Source organism: Pseudomonas sp. XS1P51, assembly GCF_054897845.1.
In genome coordinates this window covers 1,846,403-1,865,462 of record NZ_CM142707.1, presented here as the reverse complement: position 1 = coordinate 1,865,462, position 19,060 = coordinate 1,846,403, and the positions used below count along the sequence as shown (strand labels likewise).

Below are 19,060 nucleotides of genomic sequence, written 5' to 3'. Positions count from 1 at the left end.
GCAACGGCCACGCTTTTTCAATTTTTTGCCTGAAACCGAGCCCTATGAATATCGATCAGTTGTTGTATTGGCACCAGGGCTTGTTCCTCCAGCCTCAGCATTTCCAACAGAACGATGCCCGTATCGAGCATCGTCTTGCCCGTACCACGGGGTTGAACCATCCTTACCCGTGGGGCCTGATCTCGCTGAAGATCAACGAACCCGCGCTGGTTGCCAAACAGTGCCTGCTGGATCAATTGTCGGTGCGCTTCGCCGAAGGCACGTTGGCCGAATATCCGGGTAATGCGGTGCTGGAGTCGCGCAGCCTTGACCTGGGCGAATTCAGTGGCGGCCGCACGCTGTTTGTGGGGTTGCGCCGCTTGTTGCCAGGCGAAGTCAACGCGCAAGTGTTCGAGACCCTCTCTGCGGGTTCCCGGGCGGAAGCGCGGTTTATCGTGGCGGCTGACCCGGAAGTGATCGGTGATCGTCTCGGCAATTCCCCGGAAGCGCGGGTGAGGCCGATGTCCTATGTGTTGCGGCTGTTCTGGGAGGATGAGCTGGAGCATTTGAGCGCCTACGAGCTGCTGCCGATTGCCCGCCTTGAGCTGGACGGTGATCGCGTCCGGCCGGCCCAGCGCTACGTGCCGCCGTCGATCAATCTGGCGGCATCGCCGATGCTCCTGCAAACCTTGCGTGAAGTCCGTGACGAACTGGTCGGCCGGGCGCGGCAGTTGTCGGTGTACAAGCAGCCGGGAGAGTCGCGGCGGGGCGATCTCGACGCTGCGCAGGTCAACCATCTGATGGCCCTGGCGGTATTGAATCGCTATGGCCCGTTGCTGACGCACTTGTTGGAAACACCGCAGGTTTCGCCATGGCAGCTTTACGGCACCCTGCGCGAACTTGTCGGTGAGTTGAGTCTGTTTTCCGATGTCTGCGACATGCTCGGCGAAACCCCGGATGGGCGTCTGTTGGTGCCACCCTACAAACACGAGGAGGCGGGCGCCGCGACGATTGCACTGGTGGCCCTGATCGGCCAGCAGCTCAATGAAATCAGCATCGGCTCAGAGTTGCTGGTGCACCTGCAACTGCAGGAAGGTTTTTATCAGGCTCCGTTACCGGACGCGTTTTTCGGCCCACGGCATCGTTACTTTCTGGTGGCGCGCAGTGTGGTCGATCCTGTGTGGCTGGCCGAGTGCCTGCCGATGGATGGCAAGCTCGGAGCGCTGAGTGTCATGCAAGGCCTGGTCAACCGCGCCTTGCCCGGCGTCGAGTTGATCTACCTGCAGGTTCCGCCCCAGGGGCTGCCGCGGGTGGCCGGCGCGTTGTACTTCCGCCTGGAAACGCTGAGCGATGGTTGGGACACGCTACAGCAGGAGCGGCAGGCGGCGTTTTTCCTGCCCCAGCCGCCGGCTGACCTGAGTATCGACCTGGTGGTGGTGCGCACATGATCAATCCCCGCCTGGCTGACTGCTGGATGTCGAGTTTCGAGGCTGCCAAGCGCGGCTTCATTGATCCGGCACAGTCCTACGAGACGCTTGCGCCGGCGCTCATCGTGCTGCTCGATGGCGCCGCCAATCGGGCCCGCGAGCTGCATTTTGCCGAAGCCGAAGTGCGTGAGGCGTTGTTCGCGGTGGTCGCCTGGATCGATGAGGCGGCCATGTCTGGCGAATGGCCCGGGGCAGCACAATGGCGGCGCGCCCCGTTGCAACGTCACTACTTTTCCACCAGTCGTGCCGGTGTCGAGTTCTTCCAGCGCCTGGAGGCGTTGCCCGAGGCGGCGGTCGGTGCCCGCGAGGTCTTCGGCCTGGCCTTGCTCGGCGGCTTCCAGGGGCGCTACGCGACCCGTCCGGGTGGTGAGTTGATGCAATACCGTCGGCTCTGCCTGGAACGGATCATTCTCGATCGGCAGATGGTCCCGCTGGATGCCACCAGCTATCTCTTTGAACAACCCGAGGCGCAGTTGCCAACACGCCTGCGTGTGGTGCGCCGGGGCTTGCCCGGTATTTCGGTGCTGCTGCTGATCGGGGTGCCCTTGATTCTGTTGACCGTGCTTTACATCAGTTTCGATCTCTCGCTGGGTCGACAAGTCAGCCAACTGCTGGAGATGCGCTGATGTTGAGGAAAGCAGGGGTGTTCTTGCTCTGGGGGCTGCTGCTGGCAGGCTTTGTGCTGTTGCTCTGGGGCCTGGCGCTCTACGAAAACTGGCCATTGTGGTACGTGCCGGTGATTTTCATCGTTACCTTGTTGGTGGTTTTTTGCCTGCGTGGTGTCAGGCGACGCTGGTATGCCTGGCGCTTGCGTCGCCGGATGAACAGCGAGTTGCCCCAGAGTCGTCGCGATGAGACGCCGGCGCTTGATCAGGACTGGAACAGCGGCGTGCAGATGTTGCGCCAGTCGCGCCTGAGTCGATTGGGGTCACCACTGTATGTGCTGCCCTGGTTTCTGATGCTGGGCGAGAGTGGCAGCGACACCCGTGCTTTGCTGGGCAACAGCGGGTTGACCTCGGCCTTGCGTTCGACCCGCGGTGGAAAGCCGGCTGCCTCGACCGGGACCCTGGATTGGTGGTTCCTTGAGCGTGGCGTGATCATTGAGCCCGCCGGGCGCATGGCCGAGGGCAACAGCGACGCGGGCCCGGAATGGCGGCGGTTGCTGTACTGGTTGCTGCGTTCGCGACGCCGCGAACCCCTCAACGGTGTAGTGCTGGTGATCGACTGCCAGCGCTTGTTGAGCGATTCTGATGCGCGCCTGGCCGAGCAGGGACACAATCTGCGCCGCCGTCTTGATGATCTGGTGAAGGTCTTTGGTGCCCGTTTGCCGGTGTATTTCATTATTACCGGTGCCGAAGCCTTACCGGGTTTCGCCCAATGGGCTGCCGCCCTCACACCACCACAACGTGAGCAGCCATTTGGCCTGCTCAGCCGGCAGCGCACGGGCGCAGCGCAGGTGTTTCTCGAAGAGATGTTCAGCGGGCTTGGTCAGCGCCTGTTCAATCTGCGCATAGAGTTGGGCGTGCGTGGCCTGCCTGATCAAGATGCCTTCAGCCTGCCGGAGCGCATCGTTGACTTACGCTCACGTCTCGAGCATCTGCTGTTGCCGGCATTTGACGCCAACCCCTACAGCGAGTTGCCGCTGCTCTGCGGGCTGTTCCTGACGGCACAAGGGCAAGAGGCAGACGGCACAAACGAAGGCTGGTTCAGTCATGAGTTGCTGGGGCAGCTTTTGCCCGCGCAACGCCACGCCTATCAACCCATCGATAGCTGGCATCGCTGGCGCAGGCTGTTGGCCCATGCCGCCGTCATCGGCTGGCTGGGACTGTGTGTCGGCTTTGGCGCATTGCTGGTGTATGCCGACCATCACACTCAGGCCGTGATCACCGAAGCGCTCGACGAGCCGCCAGCGGCCGAGGATTTCGACGGTGGGCTGGAGACCGATCTGGATGCGCTGCGTCGCTTCCGCCAAGCGTTGATCAGCCTGTCTGCCCAGCAGCAGCGCGGATGGCATGGTTTGCTGCCGTTCTCACGCCATATCGATCAAGTCCAGGCGCACTATCGCTCCGACTACGTCAGGCTGTTCGACAGCGAAATACGCACGCCGGTATTCGACGGTTTCATTTCGCAAAACCTGCGCGGCGCGTTGAACAGCGGCGATCCACGACTGATTGCCGCTTATGCCGAATTCCTCGTGCGACGGATCAACCTGCTCGATGCCCGTCTGAATAATCAGTCGATGGATAACTTGCCGCTGCCCGGTTCCGAGGTGGGTTTCCTGAACTTGACCTATGGCTCCAAGGAAGCGATCAGCGCCGGACAACTGGTCACTCTGGGGAGCAGCTATCGCTCCTATCTGGAGTGGCAAACCGATATGGCGCAGATGCAGGGCCAGCGCGCGGCCTTGCTGGGCCAGCTGGAAAGCATGGGACTTGAAGGACGTCCCCTGACGTGGCTGAATGCCTGGGCGGAACTGCAGGGTAATCTGCAGCCGATCCGGCTGTCTGAATACTGGAGCGATAGCGATAACCCGGGGCTGAGTCTTTCCGGTGCCTATACGTCACAAGGGCATACTGCGATTTTTGCTTTTATGGATGAACTCGGCCTCGCCAGCCGTGACAGCGCGCTGTGGGAGACACAGCGGGTGAAATTCCTCGATCAGTACCGAAGCGATACCCAGGAAGCCTGGTATCGGTTTCTCCAGGGCAGCCTGCTCAGTGCGCAGACACGCTTGAAAAGTCGCGGTGACTGGCAACTGGCCCTGAGTGTCGTCGGTACGCCCAACGATCCGTTCCTGAAGCTGTTGCATCGCAGTGCCGAACGGTTCGCCCTGATCCCTGTCGAGCAACGCGCACCTTGGGCGAGCCGCGCGGTGTCGCTCGATCGTTTGCTTGAACTGGCCAGTAACAACGATTTGCATGCCGAAGCGGGCGCGCTGGGCAGTCTGAAAATCACCAATGCCCTGGGGGGCGATGTGCTCAAGGGCGTGGCCAATGGCGGCTCGATCGAGAGTGGCGTCAACGGCTTGCGTGACGAGTTGGCCCAAGCCCGTGCATTGGCCAGGTTTCAGCAGTTGATGAAAGGTGTGGTGGCCGATCTGCAGAAAAGCGATGCGCAAGCGTTCCAGGTTGCCATGGATACCTGGGGCTTCGGCGCCGATCCTTCGGTGAAGTCCGCGCCGCTGTGGGAAGCCGATAGCGTGCGCAGCGCCTTGATCCAGGCGCTGAAGGGGCCTGACTCGCGTGAAGATGTGGTCTGGTCGTTGGCGACCGGCCAGTTGGATTTTTCCTCACATTACGCCTCCGAAGTGGCGGCCTGTCGCCTGCAAAGTGACTGGAGCGGGCAGTTGCTCAGTTCGATCCAGGGCGTGCAGGACCCGGTCATGCTCAACGAGCTGCTATACGGCGAGCGCGGTCAACTGCCGGCCTTTATGAGCGGAGCGGTAAAAACCTTTGTGCAACGCGATGTGCAGCGTTACAGCGGACGGGAAGCGCTGGGTGTGCAAATTCCGCTGACCGGTGCGTTCTACGCCTATGTCAGTCGTATGCAGCATGCGCGCAACGATCTGCTCGGTGCCGAGCGACAGAGTCAGGCCCAGCAGGCCACGGAGCACCAAAGTCGACAGGCACTGGAAGCCGAGCAGAAAGGCCTTGTGGCGCAACGGGCTGAGCTCAAGCAGAGCATTGCCATACTGCAGGCCACCGCGGCCGTGGTGGAATTGTCCGCCGCGCCGTCACAGGTCAACCTCGGCGCCCGTTCGCTGCCCCAGCAGACGCGCCTGACACTGCAATGCAGTGGCCGGTCGACGGTGCTGGATAACTTCAACTTTCCCACCAGCGCCAGCTTCGTCTGGGCACCGGGGGCCTGCGCTGATGTCATCCTGGAGATCAGCTTCGCCAACTTCAAGCTGACCCGGCACTGGACCGGGGACCGGGCGTTCGTGGACTTCCTGCGACTGTTCAACGGTGGGCAACACACCTTCAGCGCCGGTGATTTTCCGAGCCAGCGTAACTTGATGGGAAGCGAGAATCTGGTCGGCATTCAACTGACTTACCGCCAGGAAGGCGAACAGGCGTTGCTGGACAAGTATGCCCAGGCCGACCAATTGCAGCGCCAGGCCACCCTCATCGATGCACAGTTGAACGGCATCGCCGAACAGTTGACAGCGATGGATGCCCAGGCGGCCGCGACGAATGTCCGTCTGGCCGCTCTCGGGTCGCCCACCGAGCAAGGGGTCGCGAGTATTCAACCACCGACCCAGATTGCCTGGTGCTGGACGCCCCGGCCCGTGGCAACAGGTCTGTCGGCAGGTGAAGGGCTGCGGTTGGATCTTGGCACCTATGGCAACGAGACGCGCTTGAAGAACCTTGAGGCGCAGCTGCGCACCTTGGGCTTGACCAGCCGGCGCGAAGCCACGCAGGCGATAACGGGTGACAAGGTGACGCGGTTGCTGGTGGTGGCGCTGCGTGACGACGCGGCCGCGCAACGGGCGATTCGCGACATTGTGCGCAAAATGGGCGTGGCCGCCACACTCGACAGTGCGGTTGCCAGCAAGGTCGACCTGTGACGAAGGGCTGGCGCGCGTCACTGGCGCTGCGCATTACCGGTGTCCTGGCGCTGGTGCTGGCGTTGAGTTGGTGCGTGGCCGCCGGGCTTAGCGCCTGGCGCACTTATGAACAACTGCAAGGCAAGGCGCTGGAGGATCTCAGCCAGCGCCTTGCCTTGCTCTCCAGTGTGGACAATGACGATTTTCGCGACGCGGAGGAGGGCGCCAGACGACTGATGACGCGCTGGAACAGCGGCGCGGCTAACGAGTTTGGCGGCAATATTTTCCAGCGCAGTACGATGCACTGGGTGCTCAATCAGTCCGCACAAGACGCCTCGGCCACTGAACGGTTGTCCCGCGCCGCTTCCGCCGCCGAAGCATTCGGTACGGCCGGCCAGGCGATGACGGTCGATACGTTTTTCTATTTTCCCGACGCTGGGGCGGCGTTTTCCACGCAAGTCGATATTCCTTCGGGCTTCGCCCAGGCCCGAGCGACTCATTTGCGCGCGCTGTTCGACGGACTGCAGGCAGATGGGCGCCAGGTTGTCTGGGACGGGCCCTATTACGAGCCGTCGCTGGGCCGCCAGTTGATCAGCGTTGCGGTGGTCGCCCGGGATGCATCGGGCAAGCCATTGTTCATGACGGGCTATGAATTGAAGCTGGATGAGCGTTTGGCCCGTATCGGGCAGTTGCTCAATGGCTATCCCACCTTGTTGCTGGATGCACAAGGTCAACGCATTGCCGATCTTTCCGGCAATACGCTGGAGGCGGTTTCCCACGACAGGCTCAAGCAACTGATCGCGGATTTGCCTGTCGCGGCCGGCTTCCCACAGATCGGTCGCTTCGACGCCGACACGCCGATGGTCGTCGCTCACCTGGGGCAACCGGATTGGTATCTGTTGACGCTGTATCCGCAAGCACAGCTGCGCGCAGGCGCGTTGGGTATGATTCTCGCCGAGGTTCCTTTTGCGATTGTCGGCTTTATCCTGCTGGCCCTTGGTTTACTTTGGGTATTGCATCGCGAGTTGGCGCGGCCGCTGGCACGGTTTGCGCGGGAAATCGAAGAGACCGCTCGTGGCGACGACCTGTCCCGGCGCTTGCCGGAGGCGCGCGCGGATGAGCTGGGCCGCTTCGCCAGGGCTTACAACCGCTTGCTCGATGCGTTGCAGGCCCAGCAGGCCGGGTTGGAGAACCTGGTGGCGGTGCGCACTGAGGAACTGCAGGGCGCCCGGGATATCGCCGACCAGGCCAACCAGCTCAAGGGACAGTTCCTGGCCAATATGAGTCATGAAATCCGTACCCCGATGAACGCCGTCATCGGCATGAATCACTTGCTGGCGGATACGCCGCTCACGCCTCAACAGCAACATTTTGTCACGGCAATCCGCGAGAACTCCGAAGCCTTGCTGGCGCTGATCAGCGACATCCTGGATTTCTCCAAAATCGAATCGGGTAACTTGAATATCGAGCAGGTCGAATTCGATCTGACCGAAGTGCTGGAAGATGTTACCGAACTGCTGGCGCCGCGCGCGGCGGAGAAGGGCGTGCGCATGATCTGTCATATTGCCACCAATGTACCGGGGCAAGTGACCGGCGATCCGTGGCGACTGCGGCAGATTCTGCTCAATCTCCTGAGTAACGCTGTCAAGTTCACGGCCAGTGGCTCGATTCGCCTGCTGGTATGGCGGGCGGATGGCGACCGGCTTGGCTTTCAGGTAATCGATACCGGCATCGGCATCGCGCCGTCCGCACAGTGTTCGGTGTTTGAGGCATTTTTGCAGGCGGATGCCTCCACCACCCGAAACTACGGCGGTACCGGGTTGGGCTTGTCCATCAGCCAGCGCCTGGCCAGGTTGATGGGCGGGGGTATTGAGTTGCAAAGCCAAGCGGGTGTGGGGTCTGCCTTCACGCTGACCTTGCCCTTGCCGCAATGCCCGGCGCGTGCGGCGGATGCCCCAAGGTTGTGGGGGCTACGAACCCTGGTGGTCGATGAGCACGCTGATGAGCGTGGGGCATTGATGGAGATGCTCGGCCAGTGGCAGATGCTGTGCCAGGGAGCGGCGTCAGCCGAAGAAGCATTGAACCTGATGCGCGAGCAGGCGCAGTTGGGTGCCATGTTCGACTTGGTATTGGTCAATTGGCGCCTGCCTATGGTCGATGGCGTGGAGTTCGCCGACCTGTGCCGTGCAGCCCCGACATTGGCGACCACGCGCATCGTGCTGATGGCTTCGCACGTGGAATCACTGCCGTCTGCCGATGAACTGCGTGCCCATGGCCTCGCGGCATGCGTTGTCAGGCCACTGCGTCGGCAGCATTTCTATCGGACCTTGTGCGAGGTGCAGAGCGGCGCAACGCCGACGCTCAGCGAAACGCCGTCGCCGTTGCGCAGTCTGGAGCGGCATGACTTCAGCCTAGACGTCCTGGTGGTCGATGACATCGCCACCAATCGGGAGATTACTCAGTTGTTCCTGGAGCGTTTCGGCCATCGCGTCGTTCATGCCCGTGACGGCGTCGAAGCGCTGGAAATACTCGGCCGGAAGGTCTTCGATGCGGTATTGATGGACGGACAAATGCCGCGAATGGATGGCATGGAGGCTGTTCGTCAGTTGCGTTCGGGGCAGTGCTCAGTACTGGATGAGGATGTTTACGTCATCGCCCTGACCGCCAACGCCATGAGCGGTGACCGTGAACGGTTCATCGAAGCCGGCGCCAATGACTATCTCGCCAAACCGGTGTTACCGATGCAGCTGTTCGATGCGATCACGCGAGTGATCGTGCGACAACAGGCACGGGGGATGGAATTGCGCAGCGCAGCGTCATCGGAACCGGAACCGGAACCGGAACCGGGTCTGGCGACGTCCATGCCGCCCGTGATGCCACTCCATGAACCGGACCCGCTCCGTGCACCGCGTCTGCAGCGTTTGTTCATGGCGGACTGCCAGGACTTGCTGGTTCGGCTCAAGGAGGCGGTCGCGCAGGTCGATCATGCTGAGTCCGCGCGTATCGCCCATAGCCTCAAGGGGAGCGCCGGGCAATTCGGTGAAGCGGCTTTGGAGGCGTCGGCTGCGTTGATGGAGCGGGCCGCGTCTGAGGCGGATGTCGCCACGATCGTCGCTGCGCTGTTGCAACTGGAAATGGAAATGGAAATGGATGGTTTGACCCTGGCTGCGCGTCGGCCAGCCCTCTCTGGAAAAACTGGAAAACCTGACGATGCCTGAGTGCCGTTTACTGCTGGTGGATGATCACGCAATGATTCGCGAAGGGTTGTGTGCTCTGCTGGCCGATGTGCCGGAACTGAGCGTGGCTGGCGAGGCCGAAGACGGTCAGCAAGCCATTGCCATGTGCCGCGCCTTGCAACCGGATCTGGTGTTGATGGACCTGAATATGCCCTTGCTCGATGGCGTTTCGGCCCTGACCTTGATCGCCAGGCGCTGGCCCGCCATCCTCATCATCGCACTGACTTCCACGGTCTCTGAACATAACGCCGCACTGGCGCTGGAGGCCGGCGCGGTAGGTTATGTGCTCAAGCGAAGCCGGCGAGAGGATCTGCTCCAGGCCATCGCCGAGGTGCGCGCGGGGAGAGTCTATATCGATTCTGGTCTCGATGCCGCTCAAGTCATGGCGCTACGCGGCGGTGGGCAAACGACCAGTGGTGTCAGCCTGACCGGGCGAGAGCGCCAGGTCTTGAAGCTGGTCGCCGAAGGCGCGCGCAATCGAGACGTTGCCGAGATCTTGTGTATAGGCCTCAAAACCGTAGAGACCCATCGGCTCAACCTGATGAGGAAACTGGACGCACACAACGCTGCCGATATGACCCAGTGGGCCTATCGGCTCGGTCTACTTGGAGAGGAACAATGATCGATGGCCGCCCTTTGAGTGGGCGAGGGGCTTTGTAGAGCTATGAGCGCCTTGACTTTTTAGGTGCGCATCAACCCGGCGATACGATGTTTGCCGCAGCTTTCTCCAGCATCACGCAAGTCAGCAAACACCCGCCGTGCGCCATACACACCTCGTCTGAGGAATGGAGCGGGGACGACGCTGACGATGACCCTTACTTCGTCGAAGAGACTGAAGCCTCTTCAGAGATGGTTAATGCCTGGAGAAAAATGCAGTACAGCGTTCGGATCTTTGCCGGTGGTGTATCGGCGGCCGTGGGGCGCTATGCCTACCTGACATCGTGGCTGAAAGTACGCTTCCTGGCCGGTAAGCTTTCGGATGTGGACATAAGGTGTGTCAGATCCTGACGTCGATGGCCGACCCGCTGCGCTTCCCGTCCGACGAAATCGTCGATCTGTACAGCCAGCGCTGGGAGATCGAATTAGGGTTTTGGGAGATGAAGCAGACGCTGCTCAACAGCAGTTATACGCTGCGCAGCAAAACGCCCGAGATGATCGAACAAGAGTTGTGGGGCGTGTTGTTGGGCTACAACTTGTTGCGCTATCAGATGGTGGAAATGAGCTGCCATTGTCCCGGTATTTACCCATGCGAAATGAGCTTTACCGCGTGCACCTGGGCGATCCTCGGTTTTATCAACAGCGTCTCGGCTGATCGCTCTGGGAACATCCCCAAATACCTGGCCGAGCTGCATGCTTCAGCCACGCATTACGTCCTGCCTCATCGACGGGAGGAGCGCGTTTATCCCCGGGCCATCAGGCTTAAATCCCCGAAGTATCCGATCAAAAATAAAAATTCCAGTCAGCTTAACTGACTGGCATTAGGCACTTAGCCGGGCTTTCTGTCGATGGGGCCAAATCCCTTTTGCTGACCGCATTGTGCTTGGTGGGTGTGACGAAGGCATGACAGGGCGGATACGAAAACGCTGGCAAAAGCCCGCGTAAAGGCGGGCCTCTCCATGAGGATTGATCGGTTATCGGTTAAACCGCTCAACCAATGAGTCGCTGCGCAATGCGTTGCCGGCCGGGCAGCGGTATTCCTCAGTCTCTTCATTCCAGTGGACATCGGTGCTCGAAAAACTGTCGTTCTTGCGCTCCGTTTTGTCCCACACCGGCACGTGCGGTTCGATGTCTTTTTCCTCCACCATCCAGGCCAACATCGGCGCGGTCCCGTAAGCGGTATCGCCGATGAGGCGTTCCGGCTTGATGTCGAATTGCGCTTCAACGCGATCGATCATGGTCTTGGTGCTCTCGACCTCCGCTGTGCGATGAGCTGGGTGTGGGTTCCACATCCACAATGACGCCGTGCTCGGTATCGATCAGATAATTCGTGGAATAAGCGTAGAACGCCGGGCCGCCTGGAGCAGCGGTCCAGCGAGCCTGAGGATCCGTCAGCGACAGGCGCTTCGGTAGCGTTTCGGCCAAAGCCTCTTCATCGAGGGCTTCAAGGTACTCACGCACGGCGCGAGTGCTCAGGGCCGGATCGCTCCAGTTGACCTGTTCATCATCGGGTACGCCGCGCTGCCGACTCGCATCCGCTTTGATGATGCTGGCGTCCACGGCAAATCCTTCGCCTTTAACCAGGCCTGCGTCCATGCAGCGACGCAGCACTTCATTGAACAACCAGCGAAACAGATCACTGTCCCGAAAACGGCCGTGTCGATTCTTGGAAAAGGTCGAGTGGTTGGGGACTTCATCTTCAAGGCTCAACCGGCAGAACCAGCGATACGCCAGGTTCAGATGGGCCTCTTCGCACAACCGCCGCTCTGAGCGAATGCAGTAGCAATAGCAATAGCCCACGATCAGCATGCGAATCATTAGTTCGGGATCAATCGACGGACGCCCAATCGGGCTATAGAAATCGGCGAGGTAATGGCGCAGGTCGCTCAGATCGAGACACCGATCAATGCTGCGCAGAAGGTGATTGGCAGGGATGTGATCTTCAAGGTTGAACGAGTAAAACAGTCGCTCCTGCCCACTCGATAACTGTCCCATCATGCTGCGTGATCCCCCTCCGACCAATGCAGAGATTTTTCCGGAGGTCAGCCAGAGGAGCTACTTTTTCAACAGAATCGGCCTAAAAGCACTCAATCACCAGAAGGCGCTGATGTAATCCCTCCGGAGGTTACGGGGGGTATGTGTGGGGGGCGTTCTTCATACCACAGGGTAAACGCTTCAGCGGTTATCGGACGGCATACGTGAAAACCCTGGGCGATGTCGCAACCGTACGCACCCAAAGCTCTAATTATTTCTGCTGTTTCCACGCCTTCGGCAATGAGACGCTGGACGCTGCCCGCGAGGCTGAGCGCAAGGTGCTGGCCGGTGAACCATTGGGCTTGTTGCAGGGGTTACCGGTATCGATCAAAGACCTCATTGCGTTGGCGGACGTGTTCAACAAGACGCGTATTGCGGATCACGAATTTCTCCAGTTCCACCACGATGTACACCAGCAGTCCGGCACCGATGACTTTTCCCCACTCCAGTGGGGACAGGTCGGCCGAGCCGAAAATCTCCTGCATGATCGGCATGTGGGTGTAGACGAGTTGCAGGGGAATACAGGTCGCGATAGCGAGCAATACATGGCGGTTACCGCTCAGTCCTTCGCGGTTGGTGACGGGGGCGAGAAGAGACCGGGTATTGAGCAGATAGAACATTTCCGCGACGACGACGGTATTGACGGCCATGGTGCGTGCCGTTTCAAGGCTGCTCCCTTCGCTCAACTGCCACAGGAAAAGGCCGATGGCGCCGCACATCATCAATACCGAAACCATGAGTATCCGCCAGATGAAGAACCCGGACAGCAGCGCTTCGCCCGGTGGCCGTGGCGGGCGCCTCATGATGCCGTGCTCGGCGGGTTCGAAGGCGAGGGCCAGGCCCAGGGTGCTAGACGTGACCATGTTGATCCACAGTACCTGGGCGGGGGTGAGCGGCAGTGCCAGTTCAAAGAGGATGGCCGCAATCACGACCAGGGCTTCGCCACCATTGGTGGGCAGCATGAACAGGATGAATTTTTTCAGGTTGTCGTAAACCGCCCGGCCCTCGCGGACGGCGGTGGCGATCGTGGCGAAGTTGTCGTCGGCCAGGACCATGTCGGACGCTTCCTTGGCCGCCTCCGAGCCCTTCATGCCCATTGATATGCCGACATCCGCGCGTTTGAGCGCGGGGGCGTCGTTTACACCGTCGCCGGTCATTGCCACGACATGACCGTTGTTCTGCAGCGCGTTCACCAGCCGCAGCTTGTGTTCCGGGCTGGCCCGGGCAAATACATCCACGTCATTCGCGATCCGGCGCAGGGCTTCGTCATTCATCAGGGCCACTTCTGCACCGGTCATGGTTGGTTTGCCGACGCCGATAGCGAGCTGTGCGCCGATGGCGCGTGCAGTCTCCGCGTGGTCGCCGGTGATCATTTTTACCCTGATGCCTGCGTGGTGGCATTCGCCAACGGCCTTGATAGCCTCCTCTCGCGGTGGATCGACGATACCGACCAGGGCCAGCAGCGTCTGGCCGGACTCCGTATCCTCAAAGGTCAGGCGATCCTCCTTCGGGCTTGAGCGTTTGCAAGCCAGGGCCAGTAGCCGCAAGCCCTGGGCTGCTGTGTCTGTGGTCATGCGGCGCCAGTAATCGACATCGAGCGGGTGTTCGCCATCGTGGTTCAACTGCGTGTCGCACATATCGAGAATGCGTTCGGGGGCGCCTTTGACGAATATCCAGGACTGGCCATCGCTGTCCCGATGGTGGGTGGCCATGAAGCGGTGTTGTGACTCAAAAGGGATGGAATCCAGTCGTGTCCAGGCATCCTGGGTGAAACCGGTTTTGTCGCCCAGTACGAGCAGGGCGCCCTCGGTGGGATCGCCTTCGATGCGCCACAGGCCGTCTTCATTGCGCAGATGAGCGTCGTTGCATAACACGCCGGTGCGGATCGCCAGGCTGAGCGCCGGATAATGGCCGGGATCGATGATGCGCCCATCAATGCTGCAATCGCCGACCGGCGCATAACCCACACCGCCGACATCAAACACATGGCCGGCGCACACCACACGTTGCACGGTCATTTCATTGCGGGTCAGCGTGCCGGTCTTGTCGGAGCAGATGACCGTCACCGATCCCAGGGTTTCCACGGCTGGCAGGCGACGGATGATGGCGTTGTGTCGGGCCATGCGTTGAACGCCGAGTGCCAGGGTCACGGTCATGATTGCCGGCAGGCCTTCGGGTATCGCCGAGGCGGCGAGTGCCACGACCATCATGAACATTTCCGCCGGTGGATGGCCGCGCCACAGGGTGCCGAGCACGAAGGTCGCCACGCAACTGCCGAGAATGGTCAGGGCCAGCATCCGTCCGAACCGATCCACCTTGCGCAGCAACGGCGTGGCCAGGCTCTGGATGTCCGCCAGCGTCTGATTGATTTTTCCGAGCTCGGTTGAGGCGCCGGTGCCGATGACGATGCCAGTCGCCTGGCCGTAAACCACGACAGTGCCGGAATATGCCATGCAGTGCCGGTCCCCCAGCGGGGCATCCAGCTGTACGGCTTCGGTGCCTTTTTCAACCGGGAGGGATTCACCCGTTAACGCTGCTTCTTCGATGCGCAAATCCCTGACGGCCACCAGGCGTAAATCCGCCGGCACACGGTCGCCGGAGGCCAGTAGAACCCGATCGCCCGGTACCAGGTCCGCGGCATCGATCTCGTGGTGAACGCCATCGCGAACCACCATGGCGTGGGGGGCGAGCATGGCGCGAATCGCATGCAGCGCGTGCTCTGCCTTGCCCTCCTGGATGAAACCGATGATCGCGTTGATCACCACGGCGGCGAGCAGTACGCCGGTGTCGACCCAATGACCGAGCAGGGCAGTGATGAATGCCGCACCGATAATCACGTAAAGCAATATGTTGTGAAATTGCGCCAGCAGTCGAAGTATCGGCCCGCGGCGCTTGGGCGGAATCAGTTTGTTCGGGCCATATCGAGCAACACGGTCTGCCGCTTCGGCATCCTGCAAACCCTCTGGCCCGGTCTGCAATCTGTGCTCGACGTCTTTGACGTCGAGCGTATGCCAGGAGGTTGGCGAGTGGGGGATTGGCGGAGGGTTGAAAGGAGCTGTCATCGGGTCAGGCCTCTTCCGTGGCTAGGATCAAACGAGCGTGACTTGCACCATGGACCGAGTCACACCGACACCAGGACGTCGCACTGAGATTCGGCCAGGACATGTTTGGTGACGCTACCGATCAACAGTTCTTCGAGCGCGTTCTCGCCATGCTTGCCCATCACGATCAGGTCGCAGTCGAGCTCTTGTTCCTGCTCGGTGATGCGCCAGGAAGGATCACCATGCACCACCACTAGCCGCGCGGCATCAGGCGACAGTCCGGCTTCCTCGCGTAATGCATAAAGCTTTTCCGTGGCTTCCTTCCTGGCGAGGACCAAGTAATGATCGAGGGTATCGGAATCAATATTGGCAAAGCGCAGACTTCCCTCGAAGGGTGCCTCGAACACATGCAGCAGAATGATTTCAGCATGAGGGGCAATGGCCTGGGCGTTGCTGATCGCGCGTAGCGACGAAGGCGAGAAATCGACCGGGACAAGTAAAATCCGGTACTCGCGGCGTGGCGTCTGCTTGACCACCAGGACAGGGCAAACCATGCGACTGAGTAACCTTTGGGCTGTGGAACCCAGGAGCAGATGACGGGCCAGGCTCTCTCCCTTGGCACCGCAGACCAACAGGTTGATGGCCATCTCATCCACCTGCCTGATCAGCTCCGTGAGAACCGAACCTGGCAGAACGCGCGCACCGGCAGCAACGTCATAGCGCTGCAAGAGTGTGGCGCCAAGCTGCTCAAGCTTCTCCCGCGCGGCATCGAGCACGCGCTCAAGCAAGTCATCCTGAGGCACCATCATCTGTCTGAGTCGCTCCAGCGGCGCGAGGTTCGCCACGTAAAGCAAATCAAGTGAGGCTGACAGTTCTTTACTCAACATTGCTGCGCGCTCGGCGGCGTGGCGGGCTGGTACGGAAAGGTCGGTGGCGGCCAGTATGCGGTTTATTCGGGTCATGTCTGTCTCCCTCGCAAATACTCTCGATTCATCGGTCCTTGTGGTCTTTTACATTGAGTGTGGTGCGATCCTCCATCTGGCTTGAAAGGTTCGCGTGCGGTAACGAATCACACGGCTCATTTCTTTTTACGCCGCTGGCGGTACCTGAATATGATCTGGATCAGACTATGGTGCCGGGCCCGCTCAATCGCTTGAATTTGATGTAAATCAACCTGGAGGAGGGTGCAACAAGCGCAGTCTTGGGACATGCCGGCTCGATGGACCGGCGTCGAGCCGAGGTGTGTGATGGGTCAATATCAACGTTTACTGCTGATCGCCGACCGAACCCTGCATCAGTCCCCAGCCCTGCTGCGTGCTGTCGCACTGGCCAAGGCCAGCGGCGCGGTGCTGGATGTGCGGGCCTTTGTCGAGCCGGCGCCGATCGTTCATTTGTGGGAAGAGAAAATCGACGATGCAGGGTATCAGCGCTACCTGCGCCGCTATCGCCGCTGGGTGGCCGAAGAAGTCCAGCGGCTCGGTGGCCAGGGGCTGGAGGTGTCGATCGAGATCGTTTTCACGACTCATCCGTTGCTGGATATCTTGAAAACCGTCGAAGAACTCAAACCCGACCTGCTGATCAAGGACGTCACCCTGGAGCCGGCGCTCAAGCGAGTGTTCATCACCCCCCTTGATTGCCACCTGCTTCGCGAATGCCCGACCCCCGTGCACTTGGTCAATCAGGTCCGTTATGGGTTGCCGCATCGGGTCGTGGCGGCGGTGGACCCGTTTGACCCGTCGACGCAAATCAGTGGCCTGAACGACACCATCATCCAGACAGCCAATGCACTGGCGCTGCAATGCGATGCACCGCTGCATCTGCTGCACGCCTATGACCTGTCGCCAGCCTTCAATGGTGATGCACCGCTGGTCAGCGATGGCTGGGGCGTGGACGTGGTCGAAGAGCTGCGCGAATCCCTGCACCTGGCGTTCGTTACCCTGGCCGACCGCTACGGTGTTCCGCCGGAGCGCCGGCATTTCGTCATGGGCCCGCCGGTTCCGGCCATCGCTGAGTTTGTTGAGGAATACCTGGCCGATGTGGTGGTCATGGGCACGGTGCATCGGATGGGGATCGACCGGCTGATCGGCAGCAACACCGAGCGCGCACTGTATTCCGTGCCGGGCAGCATTCTGGCGGTCAAGCAGCCAGGGTCGACGCTCAGGGGGTGAGTACGATCGCGCCTTTGACCTGGCCGGCCCGCAGGCTCGCCAGTGCCTGATTGGCATCGTCCAGTGCGAAGCAGGTGACGTCACTGTGGATGGGCGTACGGCCCAGTTCTTCGAAAAACGCCGTGCCGTCGGCCCGGGTCAGGTTCGCCACCGAGCGGACACTGCGTTCGCCCCACAGCAGTCGATAAGGGAACGCGGGGATGTCGCTCATGTGAATACCGGCGCAAATCACGCAACCGCCCTTGACGGTGACGGCCAGTGCCAACGGCACCAACGCACCGATGGGAGCGAAGATCAGGCTGGCATCGAGCAAGTGAGGCGGTGGTTGATCCGAAGGGCCGGCCCACTCGGCACCCAATGATCGGGCATAGGCCTGGCCTTCACTGTCATCCGGCCGGGTGAAGGCATACACCTGCTGGCCCCGGCCCCGCGCCACCTGGATCGCCAGATGCGCCGCTGCCCCAAAGCCATAGAGGCCCAAGTGGCGTGCACCTTTGGCCATTTGCAACGCACGAAATCCGATCAGACCGGCACACAGCAGTGGTGCGGCTTCGGTGGCCGAGAGTGCGTCGGGAATCGGGAAGCAGAAGCGTTCGTCGGCTACGGTGTATTCGGCATAACCGCCATCCAGATGACAACCGGTGAATTGCGCCTGATCGCACAGATTCTCCTGGCCCGAGCGGCAGAATGTGCACTGGCCACAGGTCCAGCCAAGCCAGGGAACACCGACGCGCTGACCGATCCAGCCAGGGGCGACGTTGGCACCTGCCGCCGTGACTTCACCGACGATTTCATGGCCCGGTACGCGAGGCAACACGGCTTGCGGCAATTCACCGTCCACCAGATGCAGGTCGGTGCGGCACACCCCACAGGCCAGTACTTTGATTAACAGTTGGTGCGCCCCGGGTGTCGGCAAAGGGCGTTCTTCCCGTTGCAGCGGTTGACCGGGGATATGCAGAACCATGGCACGCATGACGACTCTCCCAAAGCCAATGCATCGCACCGGTGTCAGCGGGAAGCTGGCCGATGGCAGCCCGTGACCAGTTGCTTGAGCCCGTCGATGTTCAGGACTTTGACTTCACGACCCGATATCTCCACCAGTTCCCAGTCCCGCAGATGTGCAATGCCCCGGCAGATGGTTTCCAGCCGCAGCCCCAGGTAGGAGCCGATCTCCTCACGGCGCATCTTGAGTACAAACTCCCTCGACGAATAGCCTCGCAGACTCAAGCGTTGCGACAGGTTCAGCAGAAAGGCTGCCAGGCGCTCATCCGAGTTCATGTTGCCCAGCATCATCAGCATGTCGCGATCGCGTACGATTTCCCGGCTGAGAATTTTGTTCAGGTTGTGTTGCAGTGACGGCAGCTCCAGCGCGAGTTTCTCCAGATGGGCGAAGTGAATGGGGCAGACTTCGCTGTCCTCCAGAGCAAACGCGTTGCAGGTGTGCAGGTCGGTACTGATGGCGCCCAGCCCGAGCATTTCGCCGGGTATCTGGAATCCGATGACCTGCTCGCGACCATCGAGCGAGACCACACTGGTCTTGAATGAGCCGATGCGTACCGCATAAAGCGAACGCAGCATATCGCCTGTACGGTACAGAGCTGCGCCTTTTTTAACCTTGAGGCGCTGGACGATCAGGGTGTCCAGCCGCTCGACTTCCTGGCCGGTCAGCCCGATCGGCAGACACAGCTCCAGCACGCTGCAGTTGGCGCATGCCGTCTTGAGAGCGGGGGGTTGATACGGCCGGGCTTCAGGCATGGCGTACGTCCATTTAACGGTTGATAGAGCGTAGTCGCTGAAACTCAGTTGTTCGGGTGTTTAAAGTGCGTAGTCGACGAATGGAGTGGGCCCGGCTGCGCTGGCGTGATCGACACCTATAGAACTTTTCGCCATTCAGCTTGAGCGGTGTCTCAGG

12 protein-coding genes and 2 pseudogenes are annotated in these 19,060 nt (G+C 60.7%); 8 read left to right on the top strand and 6 right to left on the bottom strand.

The genetic code is table 11. From position 1 onward, the window contains the following. Positions 1–44: 44 nt before the first annotated feature. The 5 genes from tssK to ACYZUD_RS08485 are packed head-to-tail and all read left to right on the top strand — an operon-like array spanning position 45 to position 9,870. On the top strand, positions 45–1,427 hold the full coding sequence (tssK, locus tag ACYZUD_RS08505; protein WP_462023550.1) for a type VI secretion system baseplate subunit TssK: 1,383 nt from the start codon (positions 45–47) through the stop codon (positions 1,425–1,427). Continuing rightward, positions 1,424–2,092: a DotU family type IV/VI secretion system protein gene (locus ACYZUD_RS08500; protein ID WP_462023548.1), complete on the top strand. Its 669-nt coding sequence runs from the start codon at positions 1,424–1,426 to the stop codon at positions 2,090–2,092. The genes tssK and ACYZUD_RS08500 overlap by 4 nt, the downstream gene beginning before the upstream one ends. Further along, complete coding sequence (locus tag ACYZUD_RS08495) at positions 2,092–6,033, top strand: type VI secretion protein IcmF/TssM N-terminal domain-containing protein (RefSeq protein WP_462023547.1); 3,942 nt, start codon at positions 2,092–2,094, stop codon at positions 6,031–6,033. The genes ACYZUD_RS08500 and ACYZUD_RS08495 overlap by 1 nt, the downstream gene beginning before the upstream one ends. Further along, complete coding sequence (locus ACYZUD_RS08490; RefSeq protein WP_462023545.1) at positions 6,030–9,230, top strand: response regulator; 3,201 nt, start codon at positions 6,030–6,032, stop codon at positions 9,228–9,230. The genes ACYZUD_RS08495 and ACYZUD_RS08490 overlap by 4 nt, the downstream gene beginning before the upstream one ends. Then, complete coding sequence (locus ACYZUD_RS08485) at positions 9,223–9,870, top strand: response regulator (protein WP_462023544.1); 648 nt, start codon at positions 9,223–9,225, stop codon at positions 9,868–9,870. Before ACYZUD_RS08490 ends, ACYZUD_RS08485 begins: the two co-directional genes overlap by 8 nt. On the opposite strand, the pseudogene ACYZUD_RS08480 reads toward ACYZUD_RS08485, so the two are convergent. Continuing rightward, positions 9,845–10,022 (bottom strand): annotated as a pseudogene (locus ACYZUD_RS08480) (IS3 family transposase); the annotation flags it as partial. The gene ACYZUD_RS08485 and the pseudogene ACYZUD_RS08480 sit on opposite strands and share 26 nt — an antisense overlap. On the opposite strand from ACYZUD_RS08480, the gene ACYZUD_RS08475 reads away from it, so the two are divergent. Both ACYZUD_RS08475 and ACYZUD_RS08470 read left to right on the top strand, forming a co-directional pair. Continuing rightward, positions 9,957–10,256, top strand: coding sequence for a hypothetical protein (locus ACYZUD_RS08475; RefSeq protein WP_462023543.1), 300 nt, complete (start codon positions 9,957–9,959; stop codon positions 10,254–10,256). The pseudogene ACYZUD_RS08480 and the gene ACYZUD_RS08475 sit on opposite strands and share 66 nt — an antisense overlap. Next, the gene (locus ACYZUD_RS08470; RefSeq protein ID WP_462023542.1) at positions 10,241–10,720 is read left to right on the top strand and encodes a transposase; all 480 of its coding nucleotides are present in this window, start codon (positions 10,241–10,243) and stop codon (positions 10,718–10,720) included. The genes ACYZUD_RS08475 and ACYZUD_RS08470 overlap by 16 nt, the downstream gene beginning before the upstream one ends. Positions 10,721–10,906: 186 nt before the next feature. Here ACYZUD_RS08470 and ACYZUD_RS08465 read toward each other — a convergent pair. The 3 genes and pseudogenes from ACYZUD_RS08465 to ACYZUD_RS08455 form a co-directional block, all read right to left on the bottom strand. After that, positions 10,907–11,903, bottom strand: a pseudogene (locus ACYZUD_RS08465) (transposase); the annotation flags it as partial. 350 nt (positions 11,904–12,253) lie between these two features. Next, complete coding sequence (locus ACYZUD_RS08460; RefSeq protein ID WP_462023541.1) at positions 12,254–15,001, bottom strand: cation-transporting P-type ATPase; 2,748 nt, start codon at positions 14,999–15,001, stop codon at positions 12,254–12,256. 59 nt (positions 15,002–15,060) lie between these two features. After that, positions 15,061–15,942 carry a universal stress protein gene (locus ACYZUD_RS08455; protein ID WP_462023540.1) on the bottom strand — a complete coding sequence of 294 codons (882 nt, stop codon included), beginning with the start codon at positions 15,940–15,942 and terminating at the stop codon, positions 15,061–15,063. Between the two features lie 285 nt (positions 15,943–16,227). Here ACYZUD_RS08455 and ACYZUD_RS08450 point away from each other — a divergent pair, with 285 nt between their 5' ends. Next, entirely contained in the window at positions 16,228–17,148 is a 921-nt protein-coding gene (locus ACYZUD_RS08450) for a universal stress protein (protein ID WP_462023538.1), read from the top strand. On the opposite strand, the gene ACYZUD_RS08445 is transcribed toward ACYZUD_RS08450, so the two are convergent. Together ACYZUD_RS08445 and ACYZUD_RS08440 are read right to left on the bottom strand one after the other, a co-directional pair. After that, positions 17,138–18,121, bottom strand: a complete 984-nt coding sequence (locus tag ACYZUD_RS08445) for a zinc-dependent alcohol dehydrogenase family protein (RefSeq protein WP_462023537.1) — start codon at positions 18,119–18,121, stop codon at positions 17,138–17,140. The two genes, ACYZUD_RS08450 and ACYZUD_RS08445, sit on opposite strands and share 11 nt — an antisense overlap. Before the next feature lie 35 nt (positions 18,122–18,156). Beyond that, a complete protein-coding gene (locus ACYZUD_RS08440) occupies positions 18,157–18,903 on the bottom strand; it encodes a cyclic nucleotide-binding domain-containing protein (RefSeq protein ID WP_462023536.1) in 747 nt (248 codons plus the stop codon). Positions 18,904–19,060 lie beyond the last annotated feature (157 nt).